The organism is Streptomyces sp. NPDC001941 (assembly GCF_040296945.1).
Taxonomy (GTDB): Bacteria; Actinomycetota; Actinomycetes; order Streptomycetales; family Streptomycetaceae; genus Streptomyces.
Map to the genome: position 1 here is coordinate 25,272 of NZ_JBEOYE010000051.1, position 16,837 is coordinate 42,108.

Here is a 16,837-nt window from a genome sequence, read left to right on the forward strand (position 1 = left end):
GCCTACCCGAAGGTGAAGGCGTACGCCTGGAGTCCCGGGTCGAGTCGCAGCTCCAGGCGCGCGGTGCGCTCCTGCGCGTCGTCCGTCAGGCGGTACAGGGTCGGGGCGCCGGACACCGTGAGGGTGCGCTGCGGACGGCCGTCGACGAGGACGGTCACCCGGCCCGTGCCGGCGAGCACCAGGTTGGCGTTCTTGGCGCGGTACGTGAAGGCGAGGCGGGCGTCCGGCCCTGCGGTGAAGTACTCGTACCCGGCCGTCCAGGTGCCCGACAAGGAGAGCCGGTTGAGCGGGAGTTCACCCTCGGGGAAGCGGTAGACGGCCGGCTCGTAGTCCACCAGGGGGGTGCCGACGTAGCCCCGGACGCGGAGGTTGCTCAGGTACGTCTCCGGGGTGCGGTCCGCCGCCAGCTCGTCCATCGCCCGGCCGGTCGGCGCGGGCAGCGTCACACCCGGGTCGGCCTGGCGCAGCAGCTCGCGGATCATCTGCTCGGTGCGGTCGTACTGGCCCTCGCCGAACTTGAGGTAGCGGACCGTGCCCTGGGCGTCCACCAGGTACTTCGCGGGCCAGAAGCGGTTGCGGTAGTTGTCCCAGGTGGTCAGGTCGTTGTCGAGGGCGACCGGCCAGTCGACGCCCAGCTTGCGGGCCCCGGCGATCACGTTGGAGCGCTTCTTCTCGAAGGCGAACTCCGGTGAGTGCACGCCGATCACGCGCAGCCCCGCGTCGCGGTAGGCCCGGTCCCAGTCCTTCAGGTGCGGCACCGCGCGCTGGCAGTTGATGCAGGAGTACGTCCAGAAGTCGACCAGGACGACCTTCCCGCGCAGCGACTTCAGGTCGACGGGCCGGTCCCCCGGGGTGTTGAACCACGACGCGATGCCCTCGATGGCCGGGGCAGCGCCGCACGAGGCGAGTTCGGCGGCACCGTCCTCGCAGCGGGAGAGCTCCTTGTTGGAGTCGTCGTAGAGCCCGGAGAGCTGTTGCCGGGCCGCGTCGCTGTCCTCGATCCGCTTCTGCACGCCCGCGGTGTAGTCGGGCAGCGTGCGCTGGATGGCCGCGGTGACGTCGAGGGCGAGCCCGGCCGCCAGCGCGATCATCAGGCACCCGGCCGCGATGCGCAGGCCCCGCGCGCGCCTGCGGAAGGCGGCGACCCGCTCGGCGACCCGGCGCCCGGCGAGGGCGAACACCAGGAGCGGGGCGGCCGTGCCGAGGGCGAAGGAGAGGGTGAGTACGACGATGTCGGCACTGATCTCGCCCCGGGCGCCCGCCACGGTGATGGCCGCGAGGACGGGCCCCGCGCACGGCACGTACAGCAGGCCGAGCCCCAGGCCGAGGGCGAAGGCGCTGCCCTCCTTGTTGACCTGCCGCTGCGGCAGCCGGGCGAAGGGCTTCTCGATGAGGCGCTCGACGGGCGGGAAGATCAGCCCGAGGCCGATCAGGACGAGCAGCCCGAGGCCGATGTAGCGCAGGATGTCGTCGGGCAGGCCGAGCGCCGAGATGAGGGTGACGCCGAGCAGGGTGAAGAAGGCGAAGCTGACGACGAGCCCGGCGACGACGGCGTAGGGACGCCGGTTGCGCCGGCGCGGGGCGGCCGGGGGCGGGGCGGCCGATTGCGGGGATGCCGGAGGCGCGGCGGCTGCGGGCGATGTGGCTGAGGGCGGGGCGCCTGCGGACGGGGCGGCTGAGGGCGGTGTCCGGTCCTCGCCCTCGCCCGTTCCTCCCGCCAGGAAGACCACGGGGAGGACGGGCAGGATGCAGGGTGACACCGCCGTGATCAGCCCTCCGAGCACCCCGATCAGTGCCAATGTGAGCATGGCCCGTCACCCTTCGGTATCGCGGTGCGGTGGACCGCACGCGCTCCAGCGACTATTCGTCGCAAAACGGGTGTCCGGATTGGGTGGTTCCGGGGCTGACGGCTCCGGGGCCGGCGGTTCCGGCCGGGCGATCGGGCTCAGTGCGCGGCGTGGCCCTGGCAGCCGCAGCCGGCCGCCCCGGCGCGCGGGAGGCCTTCGGTGAAGGCGCTCTGCGAGAACACGGCGAGCAGCGTCGCGTCCTCGGCGCCCTCGTTGGTGAGGGTGATCTCCTTGCCCGCCGGGAGCATGGCGAACGCACCGGGCTCGACGGTCTTGGCGCCGCACCCGCAGGCCGCCTGGACCACGCCGGAGACGCCGGTGAGCAGCAGCTCGGAGTCGCCGTGCGCGTGGGCCGGTATCCGGCCGCCCGCGGGCACCTGGATGCGCACGGCGGCGAGGTGCCGGAAGGGGCCGCCCTCGGGGTCGAGCCGGAGGGCGTGGCGGCCCTGGTCCCGTACGGCGTCGGACGCGGTGTCGATGGTCATGCCGAACATGCTGGTTCTCCTGGGGGAGTTGGGGATGGGGAGGATGGTGGCGCGTACGGAGGGACCGCTACGGAGGAGCCGCTCACGCCACCGCGTGCAGCGCGCGTCCCGTGCGGCGGCGGGCCCGGGTGGGACGCGGGCGCGGGAGTCCGTCGACGACGGCGCCGCGCGAGAAGACGGCGAGGGCGGTCGCGGGGAGGTCGGTGCGGTTCTCCAGGGTGAACAGCTCTCCCCGGGGCACCATCACGCAGGCGCTCGGCGTGAGGGTGACCCGTTCGCGGCCGGGACAGCCGACCTCCAGGGCGCCGACGACGCCGGTGAGGACGAGTTCGGAGTCGCCGTAGGCGTGGGCCTGCATGGCGCTGTTGCCGGGGAGCTGCACGCGCGCGGTGGCGAGGTCTTCGAGCGCGCCCGCGGGGTCGATGCGTACGACGGGCATGTCGCCCCGGACGTGGTGCGGGTCGATGGAGGTGGCGAACACGGTTCTCCTAGCGGGGCTGTACGGGGTCGGGCCGGGTGAGGCGTACGGGCGCGCCGCCGGGGTGGATGTCGGCGCGGCACAGGTCGGGGGCGGCGAAGGGGGTGAGCACGGCGGCCGACCCGGTGCCGTCGAGGAGTCCGTCGAGGACCCCCTGGTGGACGGCGCAGACCACGTCCGGGCGGGCGCGGGCCAGTGCGCGGTACGGGCAGGCGTGCAGCAGCAGGCGTCGTCCGCCGTCGGGCCGGTGCGGGGCCTGTTCGGGGCCGAAGCCCATCCGGGTGGCGTGGGCGAGCACCCGGTCGGCGGGGGACGCGTCCGGGTCCTGCGCGGCCAGGGTGCGGCCCCACTGCCGTCCGGCGGTGCGGGCGTCGGCCCCGGCCGTGGTGACCGCGTCGACGAGCACGGCCGCGAGGTCGCGGTAGGCGGCGTCGGCGGCCCGGGCGTCCTCGTCCGCGGTGCCGCGCGCGGCGGCGTACCGCAGGCGCGGGCGCCCGCGTCCGGGCCCGGCGGTGGTGGTGGCGCGCACGAGTCCGGCCTCGGCGAGGACGGCCAGGTGGTGGCGGACGGTGGCGACCGAAAGGCCCGCCCCGGCGGCCAGCTCGTCGACCCCGAGCGGGCCGTCCGCTTCCCGCAGCTGGGACATCAGACGCCGCCTGGACGGAACGGCCAGCGCTCGGTGCAGGTCGTCGGCGGGGTCCGCCTGGGCGGGCATTTCGGTCATATGGCGAATATAGATGATCGGGGTCGCGTTAAAAGGAGAGGCGAAGGTCCTGGAAGGGCGGTGCTTTGGTCGCGAGGTTGCTGCACTCTCGTGGTCACGGGGTGGGTGGGCCCTCGTGGTCGCGGGGTGGGATCGTGGCGCGGGACGGGCGCGCCGTCGCGGTGACGGGGTTCCGTCGCGGTCAGAGGGTTCCGTCGTGGTGCGGGACGGGCGAACCACCACCGCCACCGATGAGTACGCGCGCGGCCACGGGTCTACCGTGGTGACCGGACCACCTCCTCACCGGGAGCACGCCATGGGCCAGATCCACATCGAAGTCTTCGCCACCCTCGACCTGGTCGGGCAGGCGCCCGGCGGGCCCGAGGAGGACCCCGAGGGGTTCCCCTTCGGCGGCTGGCAGGTGCCCCTGCTGCACGAGGTCTCGGGGGCGCAGGTCGCCGCGGCGTACGAGGGCACGGACGCGCTGCTGCTGGGCCGCCGTACGTACGACATCTTCGCGGCCTACTGGCCGCACCAGAAGGGCGGCCCGGACGACGCGTTCGCGGACCTGTTCAACAGCATCCCGAAGTACGTCGCCTCGCGCGGCACGCCCGACCTGCCCTGGGCCGGGTCGACGCACCTCGGCCCCGACCTGCCCGCCGCGGTGCGCGAGGTGCGCGACCGGCACGAGCGCGTGAAGGTGGTCGGCAGCCTGGACCTGGTGCAGACCCTCCTGCAGGAGAAGCTCTTCGACCGGCTGGACCTCTGGGTGCACCCGATCGTGCTCGGCGTCGGCAAGAAGGTGTTCGACGGCGGCGCGGTGCCCACCAACCTCACGCTCCTCGAACCCCCGGCCACCAGCCCGAAGGGCACGGTCCACCTCCGCTACGGCCTCGCCGACGGCACCCCCGCCACCGGCGACATGGGCGCCCCGGACCGGGGCCTGGGCGACACCGCCTGAGCCGGGGCCCGAAGCGACCGGGCCCGGCGGGACGGGGTCGGGCCGGCGGGACAGGGTCGGGCCCCGGCGGGACAGGGGTTCCGGCGCGTGGGACGGGGTCCGGGCGCGGCCGGGTCAGCGTGTCCAACGTGGCCCCCTTGCGTGCGACTTGGCGCTGTAGTCGCATGAAGCCCATGCGGCACACCGAGACCTCCCGGGGCAGCGCGTCCCCGTCCCCCTCGTCCCCGAATCCCCTCACGCCCCACACCCCCGTACCCTCCCTCCACTCCGCGCCTTCCGTACGTCGGACCGGCCCCGGCGCCCGTCGACGGCGCACCGCGGCCCTCGCCGTGGCCTTGGTCGCCACCTCCCTCTGCGCGGCCTCCCCGCTCGCGTTCTCGCCCGGCCGGGCCTCCGCGCAGGAGCGGTACGGATCCGGAACGGCGACGGGCGGCGGCAGCAAGCCCCACGACCTCGACCGCCTCGACCTCGACACCGTGACGATCCCCCAGCTCCAGCTCCGCATGGCGTCCGGCTCGCTCACCGCGACCGGGCTGACGCGCGCGTACCTGCGGCGGATCGCGGACATCGACCCGAAGATCCACGCCGTACTGCGCACCGACCCCACCGCACTGGCCCAGGCCGCCGCGAGCGACGCACGGCACCGCCGCGGCACCACGCGCGGCCCGCTCGACGGCATCCCGGTCCTCATCAAGGACAACGTCGACACCAAGGGCTTCCTCTCGACCGCCGGATCGCTCGCGCTCGCGGGGAGCCCGCCCAGGAGCGACGCCGCCCTGGTGACGCGGCTGCGCCGGGCCGGTGCCGTCGTCCTGGGCAAGACCAATCTCTCCGAATGGGCCAACTTCCGCGCGGCGAAGCCCACTTCCGGCTGGTCCGGGGTGGGCGGGCAGACGAACAACCCGTACGTCCTCGACCGCAACCCGTGCGGTTCGTCGGCGGGTTCGGGCGCCGCGCTCGCCGCCTCGCTCGCGCAGGTGGCCATCGGCACCGAGACCGACGGCTCGATCGTGTGCCCGGCCGGCATGAACGGCGTGGTCGGGCTCAAGCCGACGCTGGGCCTCGTCAGCGGGGCGGGCGTGGTGCCGATCTCGGCCGAGCAGGACACGGCCGGGCCGATGGCCCGCAACGTCGTGGACGTGGCCCTGACCATGTCCGTACTGATGGAACCACCGGCGGAACGGCCGTCGACGTCAGCACGGGCGGATGCGTCCTCGCACGCCGCCGTACCGGCCGCTCCCCCTGGGCCGACGGTCGACGCGGCCGCGGTCGAGTCGGCCGCGCGGGGCCACGGCGGCGGGCTGCGCGGCAAGCGCATCGGCCTGTGGCGACTGCCGTCCCTGGGCGAGGACACCGACGCGGTCATGACCCGCGCCGCCCAGCGGCTGCGCGCGGCCGGGGCCGTGGTGGTCGAGGTGACCCCGCCGTACCAGGACCGGCTGGCCGAGCTGGAGTTCCCCGCGCTGCTCAGCGAGTTCCACCGGGACATCGACGCGTACCTGGCCGCGCGCGGGGCCGGGCCGCGCGACCTGGCCGACCTGATCGCGTTCAACCGGAGCCACCCGGCGGAGCGGACCTGCTTCGCCGGGCAGGAGCTGTTCGAGCAGGCGCTCGCGGCCCCGCCCACGACGGACCCGGAGTACCGCGCGGCACGGGCGGAACTGCGTGACCTGTCGCGCCGCTCGATCGACGAGACCATCGCCGCCCACCACCTGGACGCGATCGCCTCGCCGACCAATCCGCCCGCCTGGACGACGGACTGCGCGCGCGGCGACAACGACGTGATCCCGTCGTCCACCCCGGCCGCCGTCGCCGGCTACCCCTCGCTCTCGGTCCCCGCGGGCAGCGTGGGCGAGCTGCCCGTGGGCCTGCTGCTGATGGCGGGCGGCCACCAGGACGCACGGCTGCTCGCCCTGGGGGCGGCGGTGGAGCAGCGGCTCGCCGCGTGGCGCGCGCCGCGCTACCTGCCGACGGCGGGGAGCGCGCGGTAGCGGGACCGCACGGGGCGGCGGGGTGGGGAGCAGTCGCCCGGTGCGGGTCCTCCCGCACCCCGCCGCTTCGACGCCTCCTGCCGTCACGGAACGTTTCGTAACGTCAGCCAGTAGGCTGGCGGCCATGACTCCGGCGTCCAGCACTCCCGTCCCCGCTCCCGGGCCCGCCCCCACCCCCGTCGCGGGCGGTCCCGTGGCGGGCAGTCCCGTGGCCGGCGGTCCCGTGGCGGGCAGGCCGGTCGCGGGCAGCCGCAGCGAGCGGGTGCGCCGGGCCATCCTGGACGCCGCCTTCGACCTCATCGCCGAGCGCGGCTACGGCAAGGTCACCATCGAGGCCATCGCCGCGGCCGCCGGTACGGGCAAGCCCACCATCTACCGGCGCTGGACCTCGCGGGGCGAGATCGCGCTGGCCGCCATCAGCGACCGCGTCGGCGACGTCCTGGCCTTCCCCGACACCGGGGACGTCACGGCCGACCTCACCGCCCAGATGACCCGGGTGGCGGACCTGCTCGACGGGGACGTCGGAGCCGTGTTCCGCTGCGTCATCGCCGAGGCGCAGGCCGACCCGGCCGTCTCCGCGGGCCTGCGCGCCGCCGTCATCGAGCCCCACACCCGCGCCTGCCAGCAGCGCCTCGAACGCGCCGTCGCGGCGCGCCAGCTGCGCGACGACGTCCCCGCGCGGCTGATGGTCGAGATGATCTACGCGCCGCTCTACTACCGCTTCCTGCTGCACACCGACCCGATCGGGCCCGGCCTGGTCCGGGAGGGCGTCGTCCGCGCCCTGGACGGCCTGCGCCCTTCAAGACCGCCCGTCCCCGCCCCCGCCCCCGTCGCAGCCCCGGCCCCAGCCCCAGCCACGAACTGAGCCCCCGGAGTTTTCCGCGGACAACTCCCCTTGTCCGGCCTCCTCCACCCCGCTGACCTGTGCGGACGCACATCAGCGCGCGCGGTCAATCCCGCGCCGTGGCCAGGATGACCTCCAGCCGGGCGGCATCGCGCCGACCCGCCGACACCCATCGGAGGCTGCTCATGGCGCATGAGAACGGCGGAAACGGCCTCGGGGACCGCAAACGGACCGACCACGGACGAACTGACCACGAACAGACCGGCCACGAACAGACCGGCCACGGACGAACCGACCGCGGACGGACCCGGCCGACGCAGCCCCCGGACGACCGCACCGCGTCCCGCGGGCCGACCGTGCACTCCGTCTTCCGCAGCGACGTCGCGCCGCCCGCGGACCGCTACGAGCTCTGCCGGACCGTCGTGGCCGAGGGCGCCGCCCCCACCCGGTTCCTCGCCGAAGCCACCCATGACTTCCCCGTAGTCGCATCGCGCACCGGAATGGGATCCTCCCATCTGGTGGCAATGGATTTTCCGCGCGTACGGATGGTGCGCACCGGCGCTCTCATCCGACGATCCGACCCAGAACTTTTCCAGATCGCCTACGTACGAGGAGGGGAACTGCGGGTGAGCCAGGGAGACAACGACGCGGTCGTACGCCGGGGCCAACTGGCCTTCTGGAGCACGTCACGGCCCTTCGACACCGAGTGCGTCCCCGAGGGCCCGGACCGCTCCTCGCGCGTCCTGATGCTGCACGTGCCGATGGCCGGGCTGCCCCTGTCGGCGGCCGGCACGGACCGCCTCGTGGCCCGGGCCATCCCCGCGGACGAGGGACTGCCGGCGGTGCTGCGCACCGTGCTGCGCGGCATCTCAGCGCAGGCCCCGACCCTGACCGAGTCCGAGGCCACCCGGCTCGGACGCGTGGTGACGGACCTGGCGGGGGCCTTCCTCACGGACGGCCCGGACGCGCGCCGCCCGGAGGCCCCCACGGCCGTACGGCGCAGGGCGCTGCTCGCCAGCATCGACGGCTTCATCGACGGCAACCTCGCCGACCAGGACCTGACCCCCGGCGTCATCGCCGGGCACCACCACATATCGCTGCGGACCCTGCACAACCTCTTCGAAGGGCGCGAACGCGGCGTCGCCGCCACCGTGAGGCAGCGGCGACTCGAGCGGTGCCGGGCGGACCTCGTCGCGTACCCCGAGGCCACCGTTCAGTCGGTGGCGGCCCGTTGGGGCTTCCCCGACCCCGCCGCGTTCAGCCGGGCGTTCCGCAGCGCGTACGGGACGACCGCGACGGACTTCCGGCGCGCGGCGGCCGAGGAGCGCCGCCGGGCGCCGGCGCTGCGCGGGATCAGCAGGGGCTGAGGTTGTACACCCAGCCCCACGGCGCGTTCGGGTCCTTGGAGCCGCCGGGCGCCGAGTAGCCGACGTTGCCGTTCCCGTCGTAGAACCTGGCGATGAGGTCGGCCCGCTGGTTGCTGAACCACGACCCCGTCCCGCTCCAGGGGATCGGGGTCTTCACCCCGCAGTCGAAGAGCATGAAGATGTCGCCGGTGTAGTTGGGCTTGGAGTAGGCGCAGAGGTACGTGTACGGGCAGGCCACGGCCGCCAGCTTCGCGCTGCCGCCGGTCAGTTCGCGCGCCCGCTGCTCCCCGGGCAGGGCGAGCAGCAACTCGGCGTTGCCCAGGTCGATCTTGTTCGCGGCCACCTGCCGGCCGCCCCGCCCGGCCAGGTAGCCGTCGACCCTGGCCTGGAGGGACTTGGCCTGCGCGGCGGTGAGGCCCGCGCCTCTGGCCTGGGCCGTGAAGTCACGCTGTGCACGGCCGTCCTGGACGGCCCGGGCGCCCTGAGCGGCGTGGGCGTCGCCCACGGCACTGCCCACGAGCACGAGGAGCATCATGGTCAGGGCGGCCAGCGCCTTGCCCCACGCGGTCGACCTGAAGGTTGCATTGCCCATCTCGGAGTGTCGCCTCTCTGGTCGTCGTCACTCATGTGTGCGTTGCGCGACGACTATCGCGTGGGGAACCGCTGATCGGGTTGGCCCTGCGCGCGGGGTTCCTTGGCGCGTGGCGCAGGCGGCGGGCGCTGTGCCTCACCCCCTGATGAGCCGGGCGACGAGGTCCCCTACGGTGGTGCCGCATGAGTGACCTGTCTTCGCAGCACCGCACGACCGCAGCCGCCTACGACGCCATGGCCGTCCTGTACAACGGGCTCGCCCGCGGTGAGCTCAGCGGAGCCCTCCCCCTGGACCGCGCGGTCCTGGAGGCGTTCGCCGCGTGCGTACGGGCGGCGGGGCCCGGGCCCGTGGCCGAGCTGGGGTGCGGGCCCGGACACCTGACCGCGTTCCTGCGGGACCTGGGCCTGGACGCCTTCGGTGTCGACCTGTCCCCGGTGATGGTCGGGCTCGCCCGCGAGGCGTACCCGGACCTGCGCTTCGAGGTCGGGTCGATGGACGCGCTGGAGGTGGCCGCCGGCGCGTTGCGGGGCGTCCTGTCCTGGTACTCGGTCATTCACGCCGAACCGAACCAAGTCCCCGTATACCTCGCGGAGTTCGCGCGCGTGCTCGCCCCCGGCGGCCATCTGCTGCTCGGCTTCTTCGAGTCGGAGGGCGGTCCGGTCACCCCGTTCGACCACAAGGTGACGACCGCGTACCGCTGGCCGGTCGACGAGGTCGCCGCACTGGCGCGCGCGGCCGGTTTCGCCGAGGTCGGGCGGATGCTGCGGGAACCGCTCGAAGGGGAGCGGTTCCGGCGCGGGCACCTGCTGATGCGGCGGGAGTAGGGACGGCTCACCCGCCCGGACGCGCGGCGAGAACGGCCGGTGCCCGGCCGCCCCTCGCGGGACGGCCGGGCACCGGCACGTGCACGTCTCGTGCACCCCTCGGTCGCTACTTCTTCCTCGGCTCCCCCTTCCGGTTGGTGAGGCGGACGTCGAGCGCCGTGGTCTTCCCGGTCACCCGGTAGGGGCCGAAGATGCGGCCGCGCGGGAGGACGTAGCCCTCGGGCACCGCGAGCTCACGGAGGTGGTACGTGCCGACGGCCAGGCCCGCGAAGGTGCACAGGCCGCGCCGGTCGGTCGCGCAGGAGGCGCCGACACGTCGGCCGTCCTTCAGCAGGGCGAACACGGCGCCGCGCAGCGGACGTCCGGTCCCGGCGTCCGTCTTGCGGAGCACGAGCCTGCCGCCGACGACCTCGGTGCCGATCGAACAGGGCAGCGGCGTCCGGTCCTTGCAGCGCGCGCCCGGGTCGGTGGAGGTGACGGCGTTGACCAGGCGCTTGCCTGCGGCGTTCGCGTTGACCTTCACGGAGTACGTGATGGTCGCGCGCGCGCCGGGGGCGAGCGGGCCGGTCCAGGTCAGGCGGTTGCCGCTGACGCGGGCCGTCCCCGAGGTGGCGCGTACGTCCCTGTTGTAGCGGGCGTCGGCCAGGACCCGGGTCAGGTCGTCGGTGACGGTGGCCGGGGTGTAGGGGGCCTTGCCGGTGTTGGTGACGGTCAGGGTGTAGACGACCGCGTCACCCGGCTTGACCGTCTTCCGGGACGAGGTCTTGGCGAGCACGAGGGACCGTACGGGGGTGACCGTCTCGCATTCCTCGGGCCTGACCTCGCAGGTGGTGCCCGGGCCGGTCGCCGCGTTGCGCAGGACCTGGTCGCCGCGCGGCGGGTCGTACACCGTCACCGTGTAGGTGAGGGTGGCCGTGCCCCGGGCGGGGAGCCTGACCTGCCAGTCCAGCTTCGGCCGCGCGTAGCGGACGGTGCCGGACGTGGCGCGGGCGTCGCCGTCGTAGCGCGCGTCGTCGAGGACCCCGGTGAGGTCGTCGGTGATCAGGACCGAGCTGCTCATCGGCTGGGCGGAGGGGTTGCGGGCGGTGAGCGTGAAGGTCACCCTGCCGCCCGGGGCGACCCTGGCCGGGGTCGCCTTCTTGGTGACGTCGAGCGCGTCCTGGGCCTGCGGGGTGATGGGCTGCTCGGTGTGGCAGCCGTCCTCCCTGCCGGTGACGCAGTTGCCGCCGGGGGTGGGGCTGGTCACCCGGTTGTAGAGGTCGCCGTTGGCCGCGTCCTCGGACGGGTCGGCGGCTCCCACGGTGACGGTGTAGCGCAGGGTCACCGTGCCGCCGACGGGCAGCGGGCCGTTCCACCTGACGGTCTCGCCCTCGCGGCGGATCGTCCCGGCGGTGGCGGTGGCGTCGTCGTTCCACTGGGCGTCGTCGAGGACCTCGGAGATGTCGTCGACGAGCTCCACGTCGTCGTAGGGTGCGGTGCCCGTGTTGGTGACGGTCACCGTGTAGCTGATCTTGTCGCCCTGCTCGACCCGGGTTCCGGGCACGGGGTCGGAGGTCTTCTCGACCCGGAAGGTACGGATGGGGGTCGTCTCGCTGCAGGACGGGTCGTTGGAGTCCGGCGGGCAGGTGGAGTCGGTCGGTCCGACCACCGCGTTGCGCAGGACCCGGTCGCCCGTGGGCGGCTTGCTGACGGTCACGGAGTACGTGATCGTGACGGTCTGGCCCTTGGCAACGTCACCGGTCCACGTCAGCTTCTTGGAGACGGGATCGAAGACGACGGAGGCGGGCCGCTGGTCGTTGTTGAACACCGCGTCGTCCAGCACCCCCGCCAGGTCGTCGACCACACGGGCGCCCTTGTAGTCGGCCTCCGTGCTCTCGTTGCGGACGGTGAGGGTGTAGGTGACCGTGTCGCCCGGGCCGACGGCACCGGCCGGCGCGGCGGTCTTCTTGATCTCGAGCGAGGGCTTGGGCAGGACCGTACGACAGTCGGGGTCGTCGGAGCCCGGCGGGCAGTTGGAGTCCTCGGGCCCGACCACCAGGTTGCCCAGGCGCTTGTTGCCCTGGCCGGTGACGGTCACGGTGTAGGTGATGGTGGCCTTGGCCCCGACGGCGAGGTCACCGGTCCAGGTGAGCGTCGGCCCGGCGGCGTCGAAGTCGGTGCCACCGAGGTCAGCGCGGGCCGTGTCGTCCCAGGTGGAGTCGTCGAGGACGTCGCGGAGGTCGTCGGTGACGGTCACGTCCTTGAGCGCCAGGCCGCCGGTGTTCTCGACGGTGACGGTGTACGTGACGGTGTCGCCGTTCTTCGGGTCCTGGGGGGCCGCGGTCTTCTTGATCCGCAGGTCCGTGACGGGGGTGACGGTCGCGCAGTCGTCGACGCAGGTGGAGTCATCGGGCCCGGTGACGGCGTTGCGCAGCACCTTGTCGCCCGCGGGCGGCTTGTTGACGGTCACGGAGTACGTGATCGTGACGGTCTGCCCGGCGGGCACGTCGCCCTTCCAGGTCAGCTTCTTCGCGGACGCGTCGAAGACGGCGGAGGCGGGCTGCTGGTCGGAGTTGAAGCGGGCGTCGTCGAGGAGCCCGGAGAGGTCGTCCTCGACCGTGGCGCCCCGGTAGACGGCGCGGCCGGTGTTCCTGACGGTGATCGTGTACGTCACCTTGTCACCAGGTCGTACGGTCGTCTTGCTGGCGACCTTCCTGATCTCAAGGGCGGCGACGGGCGTGACGGTCTCGCAATCGTCGACGCAGGTGGAGTCGTCCGGACCGGTGACCGCGTTCTTGAGCTGCTTGTCACCCGTCACCGGCTTGTTGACGGTCACGGAGTACGTGATCGTGACGGTCTGGCCCTTCACGACGTCCCCGGTCCACGTGAGCTTCTTCGTGGCGGCGTCGAACACGGCGGTCGCCGGGCTGGCGTCGCCGTTGTACGTCGCGTCGTCCAGCACACCGGTCAGGTCGTCCACGACGGTCGCGCCGGCGTAGTCGGTCGTCCCGGTGTTCCTGACCGTCAGGGTGTAGGTGATCTTCTCGCCGGGCTTGGCGTTCGCCTTGTCCGCGGCCTTCTTGATCTCCAGGCCGGAGATGGGGGTGACGGTCTCGCAGTCATCGACACAGGTGGAGTCATCCGGACCGACCACCTTGTTCTTCAACTGCTTGTCGCCGGTGGGCGGCTTGCTGACGGTCACCGAATACGTGATCGTCACCGTCGCACCCTTCGCGACGTTCCCCGTCCACGTCAGCTTCTTCGACGCAGCGTCGAACACCGCAGCCGCAGGACTCGCGTCATTGTTGAACCGCGCGTCGTCCAGCACACCCGCCAGGTCGTCGACCACACGAGCGTTCGCGTAGTCGGCCGTACCGGTGTTCTTCACAGTGATCGTGTACGTCACCTTGTCACCGGGCTTGGCATTGGCCGGAGCGGAGCTCTTCTTGATCTCAAGAGCCGCGATCGGCGTCACCGTCTCGCAGTCGTCAGCACAGGTGGAATCATCCGGACCCGTCACCGCGTTCTTCAACTGCTTGTCACCCGTAGGCGGCTTGTTGACGGTCACGGAATACGTGACCGTCACCGTCGCACCCTTCGCGACAGTCCCCGTCCACGTCAGCTTCTTCGACCCCGCGTCGAACACCGCAGTCGCCGGACTCGCGTCATTGTTGAACCGCGCGTCGTCCAACACGCCGGTCAGGTCGTCCTCGACCTTCGCGCCCTTGTAGTCGGCCGAGCCGGTGTTCTTCACCGTCAGCGTGTACGTGATCTTCTCGCCCGGCTTGGCGCTGGCCTTGTCGGCGACCTTCTTGATCTCAAGCGCGGCGAGCGGGGTGACGGTCTCGCAGTCGTCGACACAGGTGGAGTCATCCGGACCGACCACCTTGTTCTTCAACTGCTTGTCACCGGTCGGCGGCTTGTTCACCGTCACCGAGTAGGTGATGGTCACCGTCGCGCCCTTCGCGACGTCACCGGTCCACGTCAGCTTCTTCGCCCCGGCATCGAACACGGCAGTCGCAGGACTCGCGTCGTCGTTGAACCGCGCGTCATCCAGCACACCGGTCAGGTCGTCCTCAACCTTGGCACCCTTGTAGTCCGCCGTGCCGGTGTTCTTCACGGTGATCGTGTACGTCACCTTGTCACCGGGCTTGGCATTCGCCGGAGCAGAACTCTTCTTGATCTCAAGGACGGCAACGGGCGTGACGGTCTCACAGTCGTCAGCGCACGTGGAGTCATCCGGACCCGTCACCGCGTTCCTCAGCTGCTTGTCACCCGTAGGCGGCTTGTTGACGGTCACGGAATACGTGATCGTCACCGTCGCGCCCTTCGCGACAGTCCCCGTCCACGTCAGCTTCTTCGACGCAGCGTCGAACACCGCAGTCGCCGGACTCGCGTCATTGTTGAACCGCGCGTCGTCCAGCACACCCGCCAGGTCGTCGACCACACGAGCGTTCGCGTAGTCGGCCGTACCGGTGTTCTTCACAGTGATCGTGTACGTCACCTTGTCACCCGGCTTGGCATTCGCCGGAGCAGAACTCTTCTTGATCTCAAGAGCCGCGATCGGCGTCACCGTCTCGCAGTCGTCCACACACGTGGAGTCATCCGGACCCGTCACCGCATTCTTCAGCTGCTTGTCGCCCGTCGGCAGCTTGTTGACGGTCACGGAGTACGTGATCGTGACGGTCGCGCCCTTCGCGACGTCACCGGTCCACGTCAGCTTCTTCGCCCCGGCGTCGAACACGGCCGTCGCAGGACTGGCGTCGTCGTTGAACCGCGCGTCATCCAGCACACCGGTCAGGTCGTCCTCGACCTTGGCGCCCTTGTAGTCCGCCGAGCCCGTGTTCTTCACCGTCAGCGTGTACGTGATCTTCTCGCCCGGCTTGGCACTGGCCTTGTCCGCGACCTTCTTGATCTCCAGGTTCGGCAGCGGCGTCACGTTGGTGCAGTCCGGGTCGGTCGAGCCCGGTGGGCAGTTGGAGCCCGGTGGGCCGACGACCGCGTTGGAGAGCCGGTGGTCGCCGGTCGGCGGCTTGTTCACCCGTACCGTGTAGGTGATCGTGACCGTCGTGCCCTTGGCGACGTCGCCGGTCCAGCTGAGCTTCTTCGTGGCGGCGTCGTACGTCGGCCGGGGCACCGTGCCGCCCGTCGACGAGGTCGCCCGGGCGTCGGCGTTGTACGTCGCGTCGTCGACGACGGATGTGAGGTCGTCCACCATGGACGCGCCCTTCCAGTCCGCCTCGCCGTCGTTCGTGTAGGTGACGGTGTACGTCACCGTGTCACCCGGCTTCGGGTCGCCCGGGGTCGACGACTTCTTGATCTTCAGCGTGGCGACCGGGGTCACGGTCTTGCAGTCCGGGTCGGTGGAGCCCGGCTCGCAGTTGGAGTCCTCGCTGGTGGCCGCGTTGCGCAGCACCTTGTTGCCGCCCGGAGGGCTGTTCACGGTGGCCGTGTACGTCAGGGTCACCGTCTCGCCCGGGGCGAGGTCGCCCGTCCACGACAGCTTCTTCGTCGTCGCGTCGTACGTCGGCGCCGGAGGGCTGGTCCCGGAGGCGCTGGAGGTGGCGCGGGCGTCATTGCCGTACGTGGCGTCGTCCACCACGTCGGTGAGGTCGTCGTCGACCTTCACGCCGGTCGCCCGTCCCGTACCGGTGTTCTTGACGACCAGGCGGTACGTCACCTTCTCGCCCGGCTTGGCGTTCGCCGGGGTCGCCGTCTTCTTGAGCTCGACCTTCGCGTTCAGGTTGGGCGCGATGTCGCAGCTGGCCAGGTCCGTGATGGGCCAGGTGCCGCCGCCCTCGGACTGCACGGTGCCCGCCTGGTTGCCCTGCGCGGTCCCGCCGGCGAGCGTGGTGGAGGCACCGGTGCGCGGGTCCACCTTGTACACGTAGCCGTCGTAGCGGCCCATGTAGATCGCCCCGTTGTGCCAGGCCATGCCGTAGTTGTTGAAGCCGTTGTCGGCCGGGCCCGTGACGGTGACCGACTTCTCGACCGTCCCGGTCCCCGGGTCGAGCCGGTACACGTGCGTGCCGCTGTTCTGGATGCCGAAGTAGACACCGCCCTTGTCGTCCACGAACAGGTCGGGCACGAGCGTGCCGCTGTTGAAGGTGGCGTCGTTGGCGGGGACGGGCTTGAGGGTGGCGGGGCGCTCCCAGATCTTGGTGGCGCCGGTCTTCAGGTCCATCTGGAAGATCTTCGGCGTGCTGCCGTTCTGCGCGCCGTAGAGCAGGCCCCGGGTGGGGTCCATGGTGAGGCCGCCCCAGTTGGTGCCGGCCGGGAGGTTGCGCTGCTCACCGCCCGCGATCTCGTCGGTGACCGTGTTGGTGCCGGAGACGTGCTTGTAGAGCTTGAGGCTCGCGGTGGTGTAGTTGGCGTAGAACGCGGCCGGGCGCCCGGTGTCGGGGTCCATGCCCATCGCCATGCTGGTGGACCAGTAGTCCGGCGGCCCCGCCGCCGGTGGATTGCGCTTGGTGATCACCTCGTTCTGGATGACCGCGTCACCGTTCGCACCGTTGCGGAACTGCATTCCGGAGCGGAAGTTCGAGTAGTAGAGGTGGTCGCAGTCGAAGGTGGAGGGGTCGCGCTCGCCCTCCACGGTCCAGGACGCGGCGGCGGCGGGTGTCGCCGTGGTCATCAGCAGGGCGGGCACGGTGAGCGTGGTGCTGAGGACCTGCGTCAGCAGGACGCGCCAGGCCCGCCTGGAGCGGGCCGGTGGAGGGGCTGCCATGATTCTCCGCATTGTCGTACTAATCGGTCATGACTGAGC

11 protein-coding genes are annotated in these 16,837 nt (G+C 72.0%); 5 read left to right on the forward strand and 6 right to left on the reverse strand.

What is annotated here, in order from left to right; all coding sequences use genetic code 11:
• Positions 1-2: 2 nt before the first annotated feature.
• The 4 genes from ABT160_RS29145 to ABT160_RS29160 all read right to left on the reverse strand — a co-directional run bounded on the left by ABT160_RS29145 (position 3) and on the right by ABT160_RS29160 (position 3,534).
• Positions 3-1,808, reverse strand: coding sequence for a cytochrome c biogenesis protein DipZ (locus tag ABT160_RS29145; protein WP_351650853.1), 1,806 nt, complete (start codon positions 1,806-1,808; stop codon positions 3-5).
• Between the two features lie 137 nt (positions 1,809-1,945).
• The gene (locus ABT160_RS29150) at positions 1,946-2,332 is read right to left on the reverse strand and encodes a cupin domain-containing protein (protein ID WP_351650854.1); all 387 of its coding nucleotides are present in this window, start codon (positions 2,330-2,332) and stop codon (positions 1,946-1,948) included.
• Positions 2,333-2,414: 82 nt separating this feature from the next.
• Positions 2,415-2,813: a cupin domain-containing protein gene (locus tag ABT160_RS29155; RefSeq protein WP_351650855.1), complete on the reverse strand. Its 399-nt coding sequence runs from the start codon at positions 2,811-2,813 to the stop codon at positions 2,415-2,417.
• Between the two features lie 7 nt (positions 2,814-2,820).
• Entirely contained in the window at positions 2,821-3,534 is a 714-nt protein-coding gene (locus ABT160_RS29160) for a helix-turn-helix transcriptional regulator (protein WP_351650856.1), read from the reverse strand.
• Between the two features lie 295 nt (positions 3,535-3,829).
• On the opposite strand from ABT160_RS29160, the gene ABT160_RS29165 reads away from it, so the two are divergent.
• The 4 genes from ABT160_RS29165 (at position 3,830) to ABT160_RS29180 (ending at position 8,676) form a co-directional block, all read left to right on the forward strand.
• Positions 3,830-4,474 carry a dihydrofolate reductase family protein gene (locus ABT160_RS29165; protein ID WP_351650857.1) on the forward strand — a complete coding sequence of 215 codons (645 nt, stop codon included), beginning with the start codon at positions 3,830-3,832 and terminating at the stop codon, positions 4,472-4,474.
• A 476-nt stretch (positions 4,475-4,950) separates the two neighbouring features.
• Positions 4,951-6,465 carry an amidase family protein gene (locus ABT160_RS29170; protein ID WP_502984323.1) on the forward strand — a complete coding sequence of 505 codons (1,515 nt, stop codon included), beginning with the start codon at positions 4,951-4,953 and terminating at the stop codon, positions 6,463-6,465.
• Between the two features lie 124 nt (positions 6,466-6,589).
• The gene (locus tag ABT160_RS29175; protein ID WP_351650858.1) at positions 6,590-7,330 is read left to right on the forward strand and encodes a TetR/AcrR family transcriptional regulator; all 741 of its coding nucleotides are present in this window, start codon (positions 6,590-6,592) and stop codon (positions 7,328-7,330) included.
• Positions 7,331-7,494: 164 nt separating this feature from the next.
• A complete protein-coding gene (locus ABT160_RS29180; RefSeq protein WP_351650859.1) occupies positions 7,495-8,676 on the forward strand; it encodes a helix-turn-helix domain-containing protein in 1,182 nt (393 codons plus the stop codon).
• On the opposite strand, the gene ABT160_RS29185 is transcribed toward ABT160_RS29180, so the two are convergent.
• Positions 8,663-9,268, reverse strand: a complete 606-nt coding sequence (locus tag ABT160_RS29185; RefSeq protein ID WP_351650860.1) for a peptidase inhibitor family I36 protein — start codon at positions 9,266-9,268, stop codon at positions 8,663-8,665. The two genes, ABT160_RS29180 and ABT160_RS29185, sit on opposite strands and share 14 nt — an antisense overlap.
• A gap of 182 nt (positions 9,269-9,450) precedes the next feature.
• Here ABT160_RS29185 and ABT160_RS29190 point away from each other — a divergent pair, with 182 nt between their 5' ends.
• Positions 9,451-10,092, forward strand: coding sequence for a class I SAM-dependent methyltransferase (locus ABT160_RS29190; protein ID WP_351650861.1), 642 nt, complete (start codon positions 9,451-9,453; stop codon positions 10,090-10,092).
• Positions 10,093-10,198: 106 nt separating this feature from the next.
• Here the strand turns inward: ABT160_RS29190 and ABT160_RS29195 are convergent, their stop codons facing one another.
• A complete protein-coding gene (locus ABT160_RS29195; protein ID WP_351650862.1) occupies positions 10,199-16,798 on the reverse strand; it encodes a DUF7927 domain-containing protein in 6,600 nt (2,199 codons plus the stop codon).
• Positions 16,799-16,837: the final 39 nt, after the last annotated feature.